This is a genomic window from Variimorphobacter sp. HTMS_6, assembly GCF_059717775.1.
On the sequence record NZ_AP046094.1, the window covers coordinates 2,604,523 to 2,621,118 of the forward strand.

Here is a 16,596-nt window from a genome sequence, read left to right on the forward strand (position 1 = left end):
TTGCTATGCCCCCAAAAACCGGTTGATTGTTTCTAGTATCGAGAGAATAATCGGCATACTAATCGCAAGGATCGTAAGCTTTCCTACAATTTCTATTTGATCCGAGATTGCGTGATAACCGGAATCCTTACAAAGCGATGACGATATCTCCGTTATATAGGTAATACCTATAATCTTAATCAATATACCAATGTATGATTTGTTTAAATTTATGTATCCCTGCAGCTGATTGATTGCATCCAGAATCACTTGAAGCTTATTAATTCCCCACAATATGATTAAAAAGCAAGCCGCCAAGCTAATATAAAGAGAGATCTCTTCCTTCTTTTTCTTAAATAGAATTGCTAACATCACTGTTAATATACCTACAGCAGATATTTGCAGCATCGTTCTTATATCACCACTATTTTGCAACGTACCGACCTCCCTGTCACATTAAACTACGTCGAATAATTTCTGTATCGATACAAACAATTGAGTGATATACGGCAATATCCAAAACAAAACCAGAATCAATCCAGCCAGGCTGGAGAGGAATGCCAGTTCATCCCTTCCAGACTGCTTTAATATTGAATTCAAAATGGTTACAACAATACCGACTAATGCTATTTTTAATATAAAAGTAAAATCCATAGTTACCCTCCATCGCACATATTACGCACCCTGCCCTTTACAGGATTCAATTTGCATTGCATTTGTACTTTTCTTCAGATCATTACTATAACTATAAATACTCCCGCCATAATTCCTAAGGTATTATATAAATACGATTTTTCCTTCAATGTCTTTGTCATTTCATTAATCTCCTCTTCCAGCTGCGACAGGAATAAATCAATGACGTTCATCTGCATTTCCTTATCAAGGTATCCGAGATTTTCACCGAACTGTATGAGATGTAACTTGTCCTTCTTAGAGAGGGATGTATCCAGTAATTCCTTATTCACTGCATCCTTCCACACATCTGCAAAGGTTTGTCCCGAAAGTTCATGTAACTTTTCACTTACACTGTTTAAGAACTGATTGAATATTCCCTTATGCCTCCTGGTAATGGAACTGATTGCCTCCGGTAGCGGTGTACTTGCATAACGGATGTCTCCCCTTAATAGGCTGATCAATTTCTTTAATTCCTTTAGGTTTTCCAACCTGCATCTCATCTCATTGGCAAAGAAGAACCCCATCCCAGAAGATGACCCAATCACCATGATGCATCCGATTATTTTCATAAAAAACATAAGTTTGTCCTCCTTTCAACATTTGCTTATTCTGCGGAACGAAATAGCATTTTTCCTTCCGAATCATATATCTCATCCAAGTGCCCTATTTCTGTGCGATTGCTGAGTATGATGTATCGCTCAAATAACTTCTTTTTCACTAAATCTCCGAGTATTGGCTTGTTGCGAATATCTTCTATGGAACTACCATGAACGGTGGCTATAATCTTGCAGCCACAACCGATTACATAATCAATAGCATCCAGATCCTCTCTGGAGCCAATCTCATCCACTGCAATAATCTGAGGGGACATGGATCTTATTAGCATCATCATTCCCTTTGCTTTCGGACAGCAATCCAAAATATCCGTACGTATACCAAGTTCATTCTGAGGTGTTCCCATATAGCAGGCACCAATTTCAGATCGCTCATCAACCACTCCGATGCTCATCCCCGGCAGATGCTCGCTCCCGTTGGAGAGCTGTCTGATGATATCCCTTAATAATGTAGTCTTGCCACATCGAGGCGGAGAAATAATCAACGTATGAAAAATTTCTTCTTTCTGCTTGTCTACCAGATAAGGCAGAACCCGATTCGCGCATCCCTTTACCTGATGTGCCAAACGGATATTGATAAATGAGATATGCTTAATCCCTTTGATATTGTCATCCTCAATGATTGTCTTACCGGTAATCCCAATTCGGTGACCTCCATTTATCGTGATAAACCCCTGTTTAATCTCATCCTCAAAGGCATACAAGGAGTAATTACTGATATATTCCATCGTTTCACGAATTTCATTTTTGGTTATGTGGATTGCCTTTTGAGGAGTATCCACCAATTTGGCGTCCTCCGTTACAAAGGTTTCTTTATTTGCATAAATCATAATGAGTGGGGCATTCATCCGTAATCTGATTTCCTGTAGCTTATCGAACTCAATATTTAGTTTTCCTAGTATCGTCCTAAGCTTTAGTGAGAATATCTTTAGTAGCTCGTCTTTCGTATTCATACAGATCCCCCTCCCCCTTTGACCGCAGGATAGCTTATCCTATTTCTGTTAGAACAATATATTCCCTGAATAAGAAAATATTCCGATAACCGAAAAGAAATAAATTGCAAAATGATTCTGCATATATTATTCTGTTTAATAAGATAAAGCAGGAAAGCAGCAGATAAGTTGGATGAGATAAGAGAAATTTGCTGTGAAATTCACTATGTTCCTGTATTATAACGAACAAGGATGGTGCAAGAATGAGATACGGATTAATAGGAGAAAAATTAGGACACAGCTATTCAAAGATTATTCATGAAAAGCTGGCAGATTATACATATGATTTGATTCCATTGACAAGAGAGGAATTTGTTCCGTTCATGGAGAAGAAGGATTTTACCGCCATCAACGTTACCATTCCCTACAAACAAGAAGTTATTCCTTATCTGGATGAACTTCACCCGCTAGCACAGGAAATCGGCGCCGTGAATACCATCGTCAACAAAAATGGTCATTACATTGGCTACAATACTGATTTTTACGGTTTTCGTTACATGCTCCTTCATAATCAGATTGATATATCGGGCAAAAAATGCTTGATTTTGGGTACCGGTGGAACCTCCCATACCGTTCACGCGGTTCTAAAACATCTTGGAGCAAGCGAGATTTTCATCGTTAGCCGTACGGATAAAGATGATACCATTATATCCTACGAGCGTTGTTATAAAGAGCATACAGATGCAAAAATCATCATTAATACCACCCCGGTTGGAATGTATCCGAACATGGATGCTTCCCCTCTGGATCTGACCTCGTTCACTCAGTGTGAGGGAGTAGTAGATGCCATCTTCAACCCACTAGATACCATTCTTACTCAACAGGCAAAAGCATTAAACATAAAGGCAGTTACCGGGCTGGAGATGTTGGTTGCGCAGGCGAAGCAGGCAATCGAGTATTTTCTGGATAAAGAACTGGAGGATTCGTTGATTGAGCAGACCTATCAAGAATTGCTTGAGATTATAAAAAACAACAACAGGTAAATTGACCGTGATAATCTTAGTCAATTTACCTATCCTATAGTTATTAATTCAACAATTGTATAATAACTCAGTATGTACCAGATGCATATTAAAGTACTGTATACTGAATTTTTACCGTATACTTACACAATATACGATTATTAATCAATGAAATACCTTTAGATTCATTTTATTGTGTATTCTTTCCCTTTATCTTTAGGATCTCTTTCAATTGCTCTGTGCAACGGATCGGAATCGAATACCCTGTATAATCATTTCCGCAATACATATACATCCCGCGGGAGAAGTTCGCATCAACCCACAAGTATAATATCATTACTCTTTTATTCATCCGTGTTATTTCTAATACGTAATAAGGATCGGATACATCAAGTAATCCACGGATTTTTCTCGATTTTCTGATCATCCTTGAAAATACTTCTAATGATTTTTCATCATGAAACGATATGATAGGTTTACCTTCTGCGCCATTAAACCCATTCGCCTTAAAAACATCTACGCTTTGATATTCATCAGGGTTATTATAGAATGCCACATACCAAACTATTGCTACTATAAAAACTGCAATCATTAAGACAAACCTTCGCTTCACAATATCCCCCCTAACTAAAACCATCATCAACGCAAACAATAACTTATTTCATCATTTATGGTAACTTATTAAAGAGTTTATTTTCCTGTGGTACTATCTTTCCATTAACATCATATAGCAGGATATTCTTACAATTTGGCGGCACTATTTGTACAAACGGATTTTTTTCATCAATGTTCACTGTTATTGTCTGATCATCCCATTTTACGACCATCCTTGCAATTTTTTGCTTATTCATCGACATAATTACAATTCCATTATTGCCACAGGGAAATGCATCAACATCAAGTTCAATATCCCCTGTCCCTCCTCCAGCATTAAAAAAATATCCGATCGAAATCCCATCCCTCTTTTGATATATTGAAAAGGTATGATTCTTCTTGGCTTTATCATAAAAAAGCATGGCTATCAGTTTCTTATCGATCTTTTTATTTACCTGCCAGGATGCATCTACTTGTTGTGATTTTCTTGCATCCTTTTCTACTGCTTTGGCTGAAATACCAACATTCCCATATAAGCATACTCCTAAAACCAAACTAACTACAGCTAGAATCCCAACTATAATTAAAACCCCTTTTTTCATTGTCAACCCCACATATTATCTTATTAATCTTAAGTATATTACCTTTGTACATACTGTTATTATACAGTATAACTCTATTCAAATCTACCAATATTTTCTATATTACTCCACCTTCTCAAAATGATATTCGTTCAGACAATTTTACACATGAAAATGCGTAATTCAAGACAAAACCAATCAATTATGCAATATTTATGATGTTAGATTTATATCAAACAAACTTATGCTAACTCTCATGGTTAATTCAAAACACAAAAAAGCGCAATCCTAAGAAAAACTTGATTTTCTTAGGATTGCGCTCATATTAATCTTTGTGATATGTGGTTATACTCTCTTCATGTATTCGCCGGTTCTTGTGTCGATAGAAATCTTATCACCCTGCTCAACGAATAATGGAACATATACAGTTGCACCAGTTTCGACAATTGCAGGTTTGGAAGCACCCTGAGCTGTATCACCTTTAAAGCCTGGCTCTGTTTCCGTAATAACAAGTTCTACGAATAACGGAGGTTCAATAGCAAATACCTGTCCACTGTGGGAAAGCATCTTAACCATCTCGTTCTCCTTAACGAACTTAAGGGAATCGCCGATTGCTTCTTCGTTCAAAGCAAACTGGTCAAATGATTCAACGTTCATGAAGTGGTACAATTCACCATCATTATATAAATATTGCATATCGTTTCTTTCAATATGTGCCTGTGGGTATTTTTCCGTAGGACGGAAAGTCTTTTCAACTACACCACCATTTTTAATATTTTTTAATTTCGTTCTAACAAATGCTGCGCCTTTACCAGGTTTAACATGTTGAAATTCTATAATCTGATATACGTTGTTATCCATCTCAATTGTCAAGCCGTTTCTGAAATCGCCTGCTGATACCATACTAAAAAATCCTCCTTAAATTGACTACTCTTAAGTCTATAATAATCCATGATAATTTGCAACTGTTTTTTTGTGTAAGCCCAAAAATCCGACTTAAATGGCGTATGTCATTTATAACTCAATTAAATTCTTCCAGGAATTCGTAAAGTTCTGACAACCATCTTCTGTTACAACCACGAGATCTTCTATTCTGACACCTCCAAAGCCTTTGATATATATTCCAGGCTCTACCGTTTCCGTCATACCTGCTAATATCAGATCTTCTTCACTAGGCGATAATCTAGGATTCTCATGAACATGAAGTCCAACGCTATGACCAAGTCCGTGTCCGAAGCATCCTTCATACCCAGCTTTATAAATGATATCTCTCGCAACCTTATCTACTTCTTTCCCTTTGTAGCCAGCTTTTATAAAGTTTAATGCTGCCATTTGAGCCTCTAATACCGTATTATATACTTCTTTCTGCTTCTCACTCGCTTTTCCAATCACTATGGTTCTTGTCATATCAGAACAGTATCCTTCATATACACAGCCAAAATCCATCGTCAGAAAATCTCCTGATTCGATTTTCTTCTGGGAAGGAACAGCGTGTGGCATTGAAGAATTTATTCCAGAAGCGACAATTGCCGGAAAGCTGCATGCCGTACCCCCTTTTACTTTAAGTAGATATTCAATCTGCGCTGCCACCTCAATCTCAGTCATTCCTGGTTTAATGAATGTTAATATATCTGTAAATACTTCATCCCCGATTGCTTCTGCTTTTCTCATAAACTCAAGTTCCCGAGTAGTTTTTATTCTTCTCAGATTAGTAATCTCATGACCCACAGGGATCATTTCATTTACCACCAATCTATCATGTAAATCATGATAGGTACCAAAAAGCATATCCCATGACTCAAAGCCTAACTTATTTACACCGTCCGTTTTTAGTAAATCATTAATTGCTTCTTCATAACCACCGCCTCCGATGGTAATTACCTCATACCCATCCGCCTCTAGCTCTGCCTGAATCGTATAGCGAAAATCAGTGATAACCGCATGCCTTTTATCCGTGATATACACATAACCGGTTTCACCTGCAAAACCGCTGATATAACGCATATTGTTTCCATTTGATATTAAAATCGCATCTAGGGAAAGCTTTTCTAATACATCCTGTACTCTTTTAAAATTATCCATGTTGTCTACCTATCCTTCTCTGTCTTAATTATATGTATTTATCTTATCCAATCTACTTTCTGTTTTATGCAGTGCTTAAGCCTTCAATCTAAGTATTGCATCGATCGCAAATAGATACCCCTGAAGACCAAGTCCTGCAATTTGTCCGTTACAAACCGGTGCCGTTACTGACGTATGACGAAATTCTTCTCTTTGATGAATATTGGAGATATGCACCTCGATCTTCGGTGATGTGATGGAGGCTAACGCATCTCGTATTGCGTAACTATAATGAGTGTATGCACCGGGATTAATCACGATACCGTCCACGTCATCATGATATGCCTTCTGAATTCGGTCAATAATCTCACCCTCACTATTACTCTGAAAGGTTTCAATCATAATATCTTCTTCCCTTGCTTTCTCTTCTAAAAGCCCTAGTAAATAATCATAATCCTGAGTTCCGTATATTCCTTTTTCTCTTATTCCTAAAAAGTTTAAATTCGGCCCATTCAATACCAAGATTCTCACTGTTCTTCCTCCTTTAAATCACTCTCATATATGATTCCATAATAAGATTTACAATTTCATCAATTGATCTCCCATCCGTTGCAATAATCTTATGAGCTGCTTTTTCATAAATTGGCGTTCGGATGCTTAGCATTCTCTCCACTCTTTGATCTAGTTCTTCTCCCTTTAGGAGGGGTCTTGTAGCATCACCCTTTAATCGCTGCACCGTAGTCTCTTTGGAAGCCTTTAAAAACACAACAAAACCCATTTTCTGAAGCAATTCACCATTTTGCTTACGAAGCGGCAATCCACCGCCGGTGGATAGAACATGATTTTTGATATCCATGCTCAGTTCCTTTAACAGTTCTGTCTCAAGATTTCGAAAGTACTCTTCCCCATGAAGTGAGAATATCTGATTAATGGTATTCCCAACTTTCTTTTCAATCATCTGATCCGAATCACAAAAGCGATAGGATAATCGCTCAGCCAGTCTTATACCGACGCTGGTCTTTCCGGATCCCATAAAACCAATTAAAATAACATTATGTTTCATAACGTGTACCTCATTTGACGAACCGAATGGTTCTTTTATCTTTATTGTTGGCTGATCTTCCCTTTTGCCAAATCTTTGCGATAGTAATGTAATACAATTCGTTCTAACTTACGCTTTAGAACAATCTGAATTTCTTCCTTCGGGTGAATTGGTTTCACAAGATAGGTTAACATTCCAATTCTATTTGCACCAAATACGTCGGTAAACAGTTGGTCTCCGACAAATACCGTGTTCTCTATCGTAGTGCCCATAATCTTTGTGGCTCTGATATAACTTTTTTTCGCTGGTTTATTGGCCTTCTGAATATAATGTGCCCCAATTTTCTCGTTGAATCTACGCACACGTTCTCCGCTATTATTTGATATCAGGCAGGTCTCAAATCCAATCTTCTTTAATCTTGCAAATAATGCAATGGCCCGTTCGGAAGCATCTGCACCATGTTCCACCAATGTATTATCAATATCAAACAATATCCCACGATAACCTTCTTTATAAAGATTTTCATAATCTATATCATAGGATGTCTGTGCTAATCTCTTCGGATAAAACCTTTTTAACATGTCGTAACTCCTATTCCTTTTTGAAATGTATTTTATCTTATTTTGCTCAAATATCACTATCCTAATCTTCATTCATTATAGCAATCGTTGGATTAATGTACAAGAAAAATCTATATTTATCCAACTAGGCTGTTCCTTGTAAAATAACAAATACTTTCCCATAAATTATTTTAATTCTAAAAAATGTACCCGAAATAGTCTGACAAATAATAGAAACATTAATTGCAAAACGTAGTAAATTTCTATATAATAGCAATGTACAAGATATATTTCTTATAATAAACATTTATATTGATAGGATAAAACAGTTTGTGCCTGTATAATCCTAAGCTCACTTTATATGCGCTCAAAACGCGCGCAGGAATCGAGGTTAACTATGAAAGAAAAGATTATATCAGCTCTAGGATTATTAGGATGCGGTGTTATCATTGGAAACATTAAAGCTTTTGATTTACAAGCATGGACATATTATATTAGTATTGTTCTCATCGTGAGTGGCACCTTAATCATTCTTCTTAATACAAAGAAAATGAACAGGCAAAATTTAATCACCTCAGGTTTAGGCATATTAATATCTGGCACCATCAGTGTTATCTTATCTCATTTCAAACTAGGAATTGAAGATAGTATTTCCTTCTATTTTACTATTATATTGCTTATTTTAGGGTTTTGCATCACCTTGATTGGTACTGTTACCAATGAAGATTAATAATACATAAAAAGAACGATGTTATCTTATTGAAAATATAATTATTATCAATAGAATAACATCGTTCTTTTTAATATTATTGTGAAATATCTGCTGTACACTGAGGACATTTAGTGGCAGCGATATTGATATCAGACATACAACGTGGACACTGCTTCGTTGTCGGCTCCGCTGTTGTATCCTGCTTCTTAATTTTATTCAGCCATTTCACCACAAGAAACACAACAAAAGCCATAATTATAAAGTTAATTGCTCCGGAGATAAATACTCCGTATTTGATTACTGCCGCCTTATCCTTTACTGCTTCCTGCAATGTATTATATGGTTTTCCATTCAAAGCGATAAACCAATCGGTAAAATTAATTTTACTGGTAACAACACTTAGAATTGGCATAATCACATCGTTTACCAATGAATTCACCAGTCCACTGAAAGCTCCTCCAATAATGATGCCTACCGCTAAATCAATCATATTACCCTTAAGTGCAAATTTTTTAAATTCTTTTAGCATCTCTTTCCTCCTTATGTAACTTGAAGCGACTTTTATAGTTAAGCTACTCTTCTTCCCTCGTTAATATTGTCATTAACCTACTAAAACCTACGAATTGAAAATAACCTTCTTGGTTGGCGATTGTTGAATGCATTTGGTACATTATTACGTGGTATGTTAACTCTATTATTACGCACATTGGTATTCGGAGCAAGATTATTATCCTTTTCCTCAGTTTTAGATTCCACAGCTCCGTTCACTTCAGTATTTTGAGCAATTTTAACTGAATTATTCATATCATCTTCATCTTCTTCGCTATCATCGACGCCTTTTTGTTCAATGATGTTCTTTCTTGCTATATAAAGATAACGACTAAACTGTTTGATAAAATCTTCATAAGACATAGATTCGCCAATCGATGTTGATACAGCACATTGATAATAAAATTCCATATCATTTTGCAGGAATTGTTCTTTATGTTTATCAATTACTTCTCTTTTATGTTTTAAAAACTCAAAATGCTGTCTTGTATAATCAACGGCAAGATAAGGAATTTCAACCTTTTTCAATGCTAGTGCAAGATCGGTGGTATCTGCATTTCTACTAATGCCTTTCATCTGTCCTTCGCTATAATAGGTCAGCAATAATCCGTTTGGTTTTAACCAAGTATAAAGTTGTTCGACAAATCCTTCCACATCAAGAGTGTAGCAAATGGAATCGATAGAGATAATTGCATCAAAGGAGTTCGGCGGATATACTTTTTCTCCGATTGCGCCCTCATCAAAGATAAGGTCGTCATTGCCTGCAGTTCGCTTCTTGGCACTCGTTATGGCATTCTGTGAATAATCAAATCCATACACCGTAGTCCCTGTTTTTAACGCGATATATTCTGCCATCTTACCATTACCGCACCCAATCTCCAACACACTGTCATCAGGCTTTAAGCCGGATACAAGTAACAAATCATCAATCTGCTTCTTATCACTAAAGCCATCTTGGGAAAAATCAATTCCATGAGTTTCTAGACAGTATCTTGAAAAAATCTCATTGTCCTCGACCATCTTATAAAAATCCTCATACTCTTTATTAAACAGCAGCTTCGCTTTGTCCATACAGTCATCTCCTATATTATCAGCTATCATTATTTATATGATTCAAATATGAGTTTTGATAACAGGGATTATATGAGAAAATTCCTGACAATAGGATATACTAAGATAATGAAGATATCCTTATCTTTAATCTAGACTTCACCTGGTGCTACTGTCATACCCACGAATCCTGTTGTGGACCTTACTTTTATCAAAAAACGGATGAATAACTGTGTGAAATGTCACATAGTTATTCATCCGTTATCTTCTTCTCATAAACAGCACAATCATAGTAGCTTCCGTCCTTGCGAATTCCAACCCCATATTCATACTTCAAAAAATGCATACCTGCCTTTTGCATTACACGACCGGATGCGATGTTTTGTACATCATGCTTTGCTATGATACGCTGATAACCCACCTCATAAAAGAGAAAATGCATCACCACATGAAGCGTTTCCGTCATAATTCCTCTACCCCAGAATTCCTTCCCTAAACAATATCCAACCTCACAGGTCAAGGTGGACTCATCAGTAAACTCTACACTTATTGTTCCGACTGCCATCTGTTTTAACTTTAATTCAATCGCCCACACATAAGTACTATCCCTCTGATAAGAGCTTAACCAATACGTAATCCTTCTTTGTGACACGTGGACATCCTGATGCGGCCCCCAGGATAAATACTTACAAACCTCCGGATCTCCTGACCAATTACGATACATATCTTCAGCATCATCCAACTGAAATTTTCGAAGCTGTAATCGCATTGTCTCAATAGACTGTGTACCCATATGATGTAACTGCATTTTCTCACCTCTAAGAAAATACCTATACAGGGACGAACTCAATTATGACTGATGAATGTCGATTCATTCGATAGATCCATAATTAATTTGTTGCACTCTGAACACACATATGCTGTGTGTTTTACCCTAATCTCTTCGCAGGGTACTAATACAATTCCATTCTTCTTTTCGATATTTTTATTCGATAAAGTGAAACGTATTGACTCACCTTCCGGAAGCCAATACAAGCCTCCACTCCCTCTGGCGCAAACATCTCCAATTTTCATATCCTTACCACAATATGGACAATTCATCTTTCTATCACCTCACCACTTTTAAAAAGTTTCAAGTAAAAAAGTTCGAGTTGTTTTATATAAATTTCCAGTAAAAAAGTTCAAGTTGTGCTATATAAATTATGATATCACAATATGGATTTATAAGCACCAACATTTACATTATATGGCTGCTACTATAAAAAATTTTTTAAACCATACATTGCTATTAGGTATTGTCAGTATATTATGATCTGATAAAGAAACAAGCGTCCTATTATTAAGATTTGGCACTGATTCAACCTAGCCATAATCAAACTAATTGGACACTTGTTTATTCTTTGTTATATTTATTGTATATCTACGAATGGATACCCTTAATTTGTTATATCTACTCGTTCATGCAATTTATTGTTATTATCATACAATCAGATAATCTCTTACTTTCTGATCTCAAGACCCTTTGTAGCTAAAATAGCAAGTAACTCATCCACCATCGTCTGGATTTCCTGGCCCTCAAGCGTTCTTTCCTTTGAACCGAATTCAAAGCGAACTGTAACACTCTTCTTGCCCGGAAGAAGCTTTTCATCCTCAAAGATGTCAACCAAACGGTATCCCTGAAGATATTCAGACTTATATTCCTGAACATAGGACACGATATTCTCATAACGGAGTGCCTTATCTGCTAAGAGACTTAAATCAATGGTCACACCCGGATATTTGGATACTTCACTGTAACGAAGACTTTCTGCTGCAACATTCTCAAGAATTTCTACATCAATTTCAGCAAATGCAACATTAAGTTTCTTATCGATTTTATTCTTGATCTTAGGATTAATTACTGAGAAGAAACCAATCTCTTCCCCATTTACAAGGATGCTTGCGCTATTTACCGGATGAACATAATTGAACTTTCCAAGCTCTTCTTTAGCCTGATAAGTCGGTACCATATTCTTGATTGCAGCTACTATCTGCTCAATAATCTCTTTGCATTTAAAATAAATCTCTTTATCGGAGAGCTTCTTGCTTGCAATTGCAATACCAAGTCTCTTTCGCTCATCGCAAAGTCCATCTGCTTTTAAACCATCTGCAACACGGCCGATTTCAAACATTCCCATCTCGGGATAGGTATCTGCATTCTTTGCAACAAACCCTAACAGAGAAGGAATTATAGTAGAGCGGATGGTATCATTCTCGGCAGTCACCGAGTTTATTACACGAATATTCGGCTCAGTTGCAATGCCTAATTCTTTATTGGTTTTACTCTCATACCAGATATAACTGTGAACCTCATTCATCGCATAACGCTCGGATAAGATCTGCTTCATACGATATTCGTTATCTCTTGCCACATCATGACGAACCGGTGTTAAAAAGCTCTTCGTGGATTGAATCTCAAAGTTATCATAACCGTAGATACGGGTAATTTCTTCTATGATATCTGCTTTGATGGTAACATCCTTGGTTGCTCTCCAGGATGGAACCACAACACTGAATTCATCACCTTTACGGGTAAGTCCAAAACCAAGTGCGGTAAGTGTTTCCTCAATTTGGTCGGAGGAGATATCAATACCGGTATACTTATCTACATAAGCCTTATCAAATTCAATCGTAATCGTATCATAATGCTTTACATACTCATCGGTAAGGGAAGAGGTCACCTGTACACCAGGATCAATATCCTGTAATAACTTCACAAAGCGTCCGATTGCAGGTACAGTAAGTTCCGGATCAATAATCTTCTCATATCTTGAACTTGCATCCGTACGAAGTCCAAGACGTGTTGCTGATTTACGAACGGATACACCGTCAAAGTTAGCAGACTCTAATAATACGGAATTTGTATCATCTGTAATCTCAGATAATTCACCACCCATAATTCCGGCAATTGCAACCGGTTCTTTCTCATCACAGATAAGAAGTGTATCATTATCTACTTTACGTTCAACACTATCTAAAGTTAAGAAATTAACCGTATCAGGATATGTCTTAACACGAATTTTTGACACCTTGTTATTGTCAAAGGCATGCATCGGTTGACCAAGCTCCATCATCAGATAGTTGGTAAGGTCCGCAAGTAAATTAATCGGTCTCATACCACAATAGGTAAGGCGGATTTTCATGTTGATTGGTGATTTCTTCTCTGTAATGTTACCAATTGAAAGACAACTGTAACGATAACATTTATCCACGTTTTCTACCTTTACATCAATTCCCGGCAAATTCTTATAAATACTGGTATCTACAACATCAAGAGGCTTTAACTCTCTCTTTGTTAATACAGCGATTTCTCTTGCAATTCCGTAATGTCCCCATAGATCAGGTCGGTTCGTTAAGGATTTATTATCCACTTCAAATACGGTATCATCAAGCTGCATAAAGGTCTTGATATCTGTTCCAAGCGGATAGATATCATCTAGTATCATTAAACCAGAATTTTCATCGCTAACGCCTAATTCCTTCTCGGAGCAGCACATACCATGACTAATCTCTCCTGCAATCTTTGCTTCCATGATCTGCATATCTCCAACTTGGCCGCCAAGTTTTGCAAAAGGAACCACTGCACCCACAAATACATTCGGCGCACCACATACACAACCTACCACTTCGCTACCGATATCAACTTTTAATAAGTGAAGTTTCTTAGAGTTTGGATGATCGTTGATTTCAATAATCTTACCAACAACAACATCCCTAACCTTCGTTCCATATTCATATATATCTTCAACCTCAGCAGTGGATAATGTAAATCTGCCGATTAACTCTTTTAAATTTATACCGGATAAGTCAGTGAATTCTGAAATCCAATTCATTGATATTAACATTCTTCATTTCCTCCATTCTTTCGCTCAAAGCGACATCTAATCATTCTCTACACTGTAAACTGCTTCAGCTGTTTTAAATTACCACTGTTGAATAAGCGGATGTCCTTGATGTTATATTTCATCATCGCAAGTCTTGTTAATCCCAAACCGAATGCGAAACCGGTGTATTTATCAGGATCAATACCACCAAGACGAAGTACGTTCGGATGAATCATACCGCAAGGAAGGAGTTCAAGCCAACCGGAATTTTTACAGGTCGGACAACCGGAGCCACCACAGATTGCACAGTTGATATCAAGCTCAAATCCTGGTTCCACGAACGGGAAGAAGCCTGGTCGCAAACGAACTTTTACGTCTCTTTGGAACACTTCAGTCAAAAGAACCTTCATGAAGTAAATCAAGTTGGAAATGGAGATATCATCACCAATCATCATACCTTCTAATTGGAAGAAGGTGTTCTCATGGCTGGCATCAATATTCTCATTACGGAAGCATCTTCCCGGGAATAAAACCTTTAACGGTTCACCCGGCTTAGGAGCGCCGTATTTTCTCATAATCGTATTCTGAGCTGCTGAGGTATGAGTCTTAAGTAACTGACCATTCTCAAGATAATAGGTATCAGTCATATCTCTAGCAGGATGGTTCTTAGGAATATTAACGCCCTCAAAGTTGTTGAACTCAGTCTGAATCTCGAGGCCATCTTCAATAATGAAGCCCATCGTCTTAAAGATATCTTCAATCTGCTTCTGAACGATGGTTATCGGATGCATGGTTCCAACGGCCTTTTCGGATGGAATAGAGAAATCATAACGCTCCGTGTTTTCAATCTCTCTTAAATATTCCTGTTCCTCCAAGGTTTTCTGATGATTTACGATAGCATTTTCAATCTCATTCTTAAGCATATTCACCTGCATACCTGCAGTCTTTTTTGCTTCCACATCCAGGTTACGAAGATCCTTTAACACTTCGGTCACAAGACCCTTTTTACCAAGGAAGGCAACTCTGATTCGTTCCAGCTCATCTTTAAGCTTCGCGCTGTTCAATTCATTTTGAAACTGCGCTTTGATTTTCTCTAAATTCTCTAACATTTTCATTCCTCCTAGATTTATTTTCCCTATTACTCATTCTAATTGATCATTTCAACATCATGTAAACTACACTATATCCACAGCATAGGATTTTTCTCGGTACTTTATCCACAATCTTTTCTGTGAATTCCCGTTTATACACATTAAACTGTATAAAGTTTACGTACTTCATCCAAGCGGGAGCGGGTTGCGATTGAAATATGATACACATTTCTTGTCACAGAATTGCATAAAAAAAGCCCCCGTCTCCAAAGGGACGAAAGCATCGTGGTACCACCCAAATTCAAGCCTCAAGCAAGGCTCCTCAAAAGTTATAACGGAACTGAACCGGCCTCTCTTTCAAAAGGCAACTCCGGTGCCGAACTTCGCGATATATCCGAACCCTGAACTTGCTCTCAGCCGGTGACAAGTTCTCTCTGGTGGGAAAATATATGCTACTGAATTCACCATCAATGTTGATATCTATTTTTATCCTATATTAATCGACTATAATCCCATTGTCAAGAGTAGGAATAAAAAATCTTGCAATTTCATAGCTTTCTAGATTTACCCGAATCATCTAGACTTACTCCATCGCTAATTTTGCATTTTGAATTACTTTCATAATTTTTAGTCCACACTATTATTTTTGATACGGTTGAACATGTTCCGCTTTCGATTGAAATTCCTTCACTGATATAATTTCATTCCTATCGTTGAATTCAATAATTGATACACCATCAAATCCAGCAACATTATTCTCATAATCACATTCAAAATACCATTCCACCATAAAGACATTATCCTGGCTTAGAATCTGCTTTATTCTCCACTCCAGCACACTTCCAACCATATTCCATTCAGAGAACCACAACATTAACTGCTTAACCCCATTGTATTCCGGTCCATAGCATTCACTATAATAGATATCAGAATGAAAATAACGCTCTAAATTTGATGCATCCTTCTTCACCCAAGCATTAAAATAGCTTCTAATTATTTCTTCTCTTTCTCGCATAATTACCTCCCAGAAATCTTTCTAATGTTATTACTTTTAATGTGCTACTTATTGTATTAATAGATTAATGTAATACTTGTTTTTAACATATAACCTTGCTTCTTTTCATTATTTATAAGTTAATCCGCAAAATTCTACCCATATAATACCATGTTGTGTATTTACTTACAACACGCACAATAGTGGATAACATATATTATTTAGTTACAGTAAGACAAAGGATAAATCTTATCGAAATATTGAAATTTATTCTTTG

The 16,596-nt window shown here is 36.9% G+C and carries 20 protein-coding genes and 1 other annotated feature; of the genes, 2 read left to right on the forward strand and 18 right to left on the reverse strand.

Going from position 1 to position 16,596, the window contains the following annotated elements:
- Positions 1-3: 3 nt before the first annotated feature.
- The 4 genes from AC6IWN_RS11760 to spoIIIAA form a co-directional block, all read right to left on the reverse strand.
- Positions 4-414 (reverse strand): SpoIIIAC/SpoIIIAD family protein, encoded by a 411-nt coding sequence (locus AC6IWN_RS11760; RefSeq protein ID WP_497987602.1) that lies wholly within the window; start codon positions 412-414, stop codon positions 4-6.
- Between the two features lie 21 nt (positions 415-435).
- Positions 436-633, reverse strand: coding sequence for a stage III sporulation protein AC (gene spoIIIAC / locus AC6IWN_RS11765; RefSeq protein WP_497987603.1), 198 nt, complete (start codon positions 631-633; stop codon positions 436-438).
- Between the two features lie 74 nt (positions 634-707).
- Positions 708-1,232 carry a stage III sporulation protein AB gene (locus AC6IWN_RS11770; RefSeq protein WP_497987604.1) on the reverse strand — a complete coding sequence of 175 codons (525 nt, stop codon included), beginning with the start codon at positions 1,230-1,232 and terminating at the stop codon, positions 708-710.
- Between the two features lie 26 nt (positions 1,233-1,258).
- Complete coding sequence (gene spoIIIAA / locus AC6IWN_RS11775; RefSeq protein WP_497987605.1) at positions 1,259-2,221, reverse strand: stage III sporulation protein AA; 963 nt, start codon at positions 2,219-2,221, stop codon at positions 1,259-1,261.
- A gap of 242 nt (positions 2,222-2,463) precedes the next feature.
- On the opposite strand from spoIIIAA, the gene AC6IWN_RS11780 reads away from it, so the two are divergent.
- Positions 2,464-3,243, forward strand: a complete 780-nt coding sequence (locus tag AC6IWN_RS11780) for a shikimate dehydrogenase family protein (protein WP_497987606.1) — start codon at positions 2,464-2,466, stop codon at positions 3,241-3,243.
- Positions 3,244-3,412: 169 nt separating this feature from the next.
- Here AC6IWN_RS11780 and AC6IWN_RS11785 read toward each other — a convergent pair whose 3' ends face one another.
- The 7 genes from AC6IWN_RS11785 to AC6IWN_RS11815 form a co-directional block, all read right to left on the reverse strand.
- Positions 3,413-3,835 carry a YhfM domain-containing protein gene (locus AC6IWN_RS11785; RefSeq protein WP_497987607.1) on the reverse strand — a complete coding sequence of 141 codons (423 nt, stop codon included), beginning with the start codon at positions 3,833-3,835 and terminating at the stop codon, positions 3,413-3,415.
- A gap of 55 nt (positions 3,836-3,890) precedes the next feature.
- Complete coding sequence (locus AC6IWN_RS11790; RefSeq protein WP_497987608.1) at positions 3,891-4,418, reverse strand: hypothetical protein; 528 nt, start codon at positions 4,416-4,418, stop codon at positions 3,891-3,893.
- A 324-nt stretch (positions 4,419-4,742) separates the two neighbouring features.
- Positions 4,743-5,300: an elongation factor P gene (efp, locus tag AC6IWN_RS11795; RefSeq protein WP_497987609.1), complete on the reverse strand. Its 558-nt coding sequence runs from the start codon at positions 5,298-5,300 to the stop codon at positions 4,743-4,745.
- A gap of 111 nt (positions 5,301-5,411) precedes the next feature.
- The gene (locus AC6IWN_RS11800; RefSeq protein ID WP_497987610.1) at positions 5,412-6,479 is read right to left on the reverse strand and encodes a M24 family metallopeptidase; all 1,068 of its coding nucleotides are present in this window, start codon (positions 6,477-6,479) and stop codon (positions 5,412-5,414) included.
- 75 nt (positions 6,480-6,554) lie between these two features.
- Complete coding sequence (gene aroQ / locus AC6IWN_RS11805; RefSeq protein ID WP_497987611.1) at positions 6,555-6,989, reverse strand: type II 3-dehydroquinate dehydratase; 435 nt, start codon at positions 6,987-6,989, stop codon at positions 6,555-6,557.
- Between the two features lie 13 nt (positions 6,990-7,002).
- On the reverse strand, positions 7,003-7,521 hold the full coding sequence (locus AC6IWN_RS11810; RefSeq protein ID WP_497987612.1) for a shikimate kinase: 519 nt from the start codon (positions 7,519-7,521) through the stop codon (positions 7,003-7,005).
- A gap of 41 nt (positions 7,522-7,562) precedes the next feature.
- On the reverse strand, positions 7,563-8,081 hold the full coding sequence (locus AC6IWN_RS11815) for a YqeG family HAD IIIA-type phosphatase (RefSeq protein WP_497987613.1): 519 nt from the start codon (positions 8,079-8,081) through the stop codon (positions 7,563-7,565).
- A gap of 376 nt (positions 8,082-8,457) precedes the next feature.
- Between AC6IWN_RS11815 and AC6IWN_RS11820 the strand changes: the two genes are divergently transcribed.
- The gene (locus AC6IWN_RS11820) at positions 8,458-8,790 is read left to right on the forward strand and encodes a hypothetical protein (protein ID WP_497987614.1); all 333 of its coding nucleotides are present in this window, start codon (positions 8,458-8,460) and stop codon (positions 8,788-8,790) included.
- 76 nt (positions 8,791-8,866) lie between these two features.
- Here the strand turns inward: AC6IWN_RS11820 and mscL are convergent, their stop codons facing one another.
- The 7 genes from mscL to AC6IWN_RS11855 form a co-directional block, all read right to left on the reverse strand.
- Complete coding sequence (mscL, locus tag AC6IWN_RS11825) at positions 8,867-9,301, reverse strand: large conductance mechanosensitive channel protein MscL (protein ID WP_497987615.1); 435 nt, start codon at positions 9,299-9,301, stop codon at positions 8,867-8,869.
- Positions 9,302-9,381: 80 nt separating this feature from the next.
- Entirely contained in the window at positions 9,382-10,392 is a 1,011-nt protein-coding gene (locus tag AC6IWN_RS11830) for a class I SAM-dependent methyltransferase (RefSeq protein WP_497987616.1), read from the reverse strand.
- A 229-nt stretch (positions 10,393-10,621) separates the two neighbouring features.
- Complete coding sequence (locus AC6IWN_RS11835) at positions 10,622-11,179, reverse strand: GNAT family N-acetyltransferase (protein ID WP_497987617.1); 558 nt, start codon at positions 11,177-11,179, stop codon at positions 10,622-10,624.
- A 38-nt stretch (positions 11,180-11,217) separates the two neighbouring features.
- Entirely contained in the window at positions 11,218-11,472 is a 255-nt protein-coding gene (locus tag AC6IWN_RS11840) for a PF20097 family protein (RefSeq protein ID WP_497987618.1), read from the reverse strand.
- Positions 11,473-11,870: 398 nt separating this feature from the next.
- Positions 11,871-14,255 carry a phenylalanine--tRNA ligase subunit beta gene (pheT, locus tag AC6IWN_RS11845; protein ID WP_497987619.1) on the reverse strand — a complete coding sequence of 795 codons (2,385 nt, stop codon included), beginning with the start codon at positions 14,253-14,255 and terminating at the stop codon, positions 11,871-11,873.
- 47 nt (positions 14,256-14,302) lie between these two features.
- A complete protein-coding gene (pheS, locus tag AC6IWN_RS11850) occupies positions 14,303-15,343 on the reverse strand; it encodes a phenylalanine--tRNA ligase subunit alpha (RefSeq protein WP_497987620.1) in 1,041 nt (346 codons plus the stop codon).
- Positions 15,344-15,592: 249 nt separating this feature from the next.
- Positions 15,593-15,805: a binding site (T-box leader), on the reverse strand.
- Between the two features lie 160 nt (positions 15,806-15,965).
- A complete protein-coding gene (locus AC6IWN_RS11855) occupies positions 15,966-16,340 on the reverse strand; it encodes a nuclear transport factor 2 family protein (protein WP_497987621.1) in 375 nt (124 codons plus the stop codon).
- Positions 16,341-16,596: the final 256 nt, after the last annotated feature.